Source organism: Delftia sp. JD2 (assembly GCF_001682645.1).
Taxonomy (GTDB): domain Bacteria; phylum Pseudomonadota; class Gammaproteobacteria; order Burkholderiales; family Burkholderiaceae_C; genus Comamonas; species Comamonas acidovorans.
Genome location: NZ_LFJT01000157.1, coordinates 1 through 340 on the forward strand (window position 1 = coordinate 1; position 340 = coordinate 340).

A 340-nucleotide genomic window follows, 5' to 3' on the forward strand; every position below is an offset into this window, starting at 1 on the left:
TGTGCAACGGCCTTTTCATGTTTGGTGCCCAGGAGAGGACTCGAACCTCCACGGAGTTACCCGCTAGTACCTGAAACTAGTGCGTCTACCAATTCCGCCACCTGGGCTTGCTGAAGCTGAAATTCTACTGCATTTTTTGCAGAAGCATCCCGATCTCCGATTTTTTTCTTGAGACTGTCATCTGCCAAGCCATGAAGCCAGGGAACTGCCTTCTGCTGAAGATAGTTCCTTAGTTCACCGCAACCTCTGCAGGTTGTCGTTAAACTTGGTGCCCAGGAGAGGACTCGAACCTCCACGGAGTTACCCGCTAGTACCTGAAACTAGTGCGTCTACCAATTCC

1 tRNA gene is annotated in these 340 nt (G+C 50.9%); it reads right to left on the reverse strand.

What is annotated here, in order from left to right:
• Nucleotides 1-22: 22 nt before the first annotated feature.
• Nucleotides 23-107, reverse strand: a tRNA-Leu gene (locus ACM14_RS30275).
• Nucleotides 108-340 lie beyond the last annotated feature (233 nt).